Origin of the sequence: Photorhabdus sp. RM71S (assembly GCF_042879355.1) — a bacterium.
Taxonomy (GTDB): Bacteria; Pseudomonadota; Gammaproteobacteria; order Enterobacterales; family Enterobacteriaceae; genus Photorhabdus; species Photorhabdus kayaii.
Map to the genome: position 1 here is coordinate 1 of NZ_JBHFKV010000343.1, position 223 is coordinate 223.

At 46.6% G+C, this 223-nt stretch carries 1 pseudogene; it reads right to left on the reverse strand.

Features of this window, described 5'->3' with window-relative positions:
• A pseudogene (locus tag ACGF5R_RS25145) lies at positions 1 to 223 on the reverse strand (HNH endonuclease); the annotation flags it as partial.

Below are 223 nucleotides of genomic sequence, written 5' to 3' on the forward strand. Positions count from 1 at the left end.
GCGGCACATAGAACTCACCATAATGTTTTTGGCAAAAGCTCTCATATGCAGCGACTGCGTCCTCAATCCTGTCAAACCTGCCGAGGGTATATTTCTTTTTATTCATCTGTGTTCTGGCTTTCCATTTCTGCCGTGACGGCTCCCAGAATACGCCTTTGAATCCGGACTTGTTTTTCTTACCTACTTCGACGTTGCGCTGGTTCTCTTCATTTGTGGCTTCACG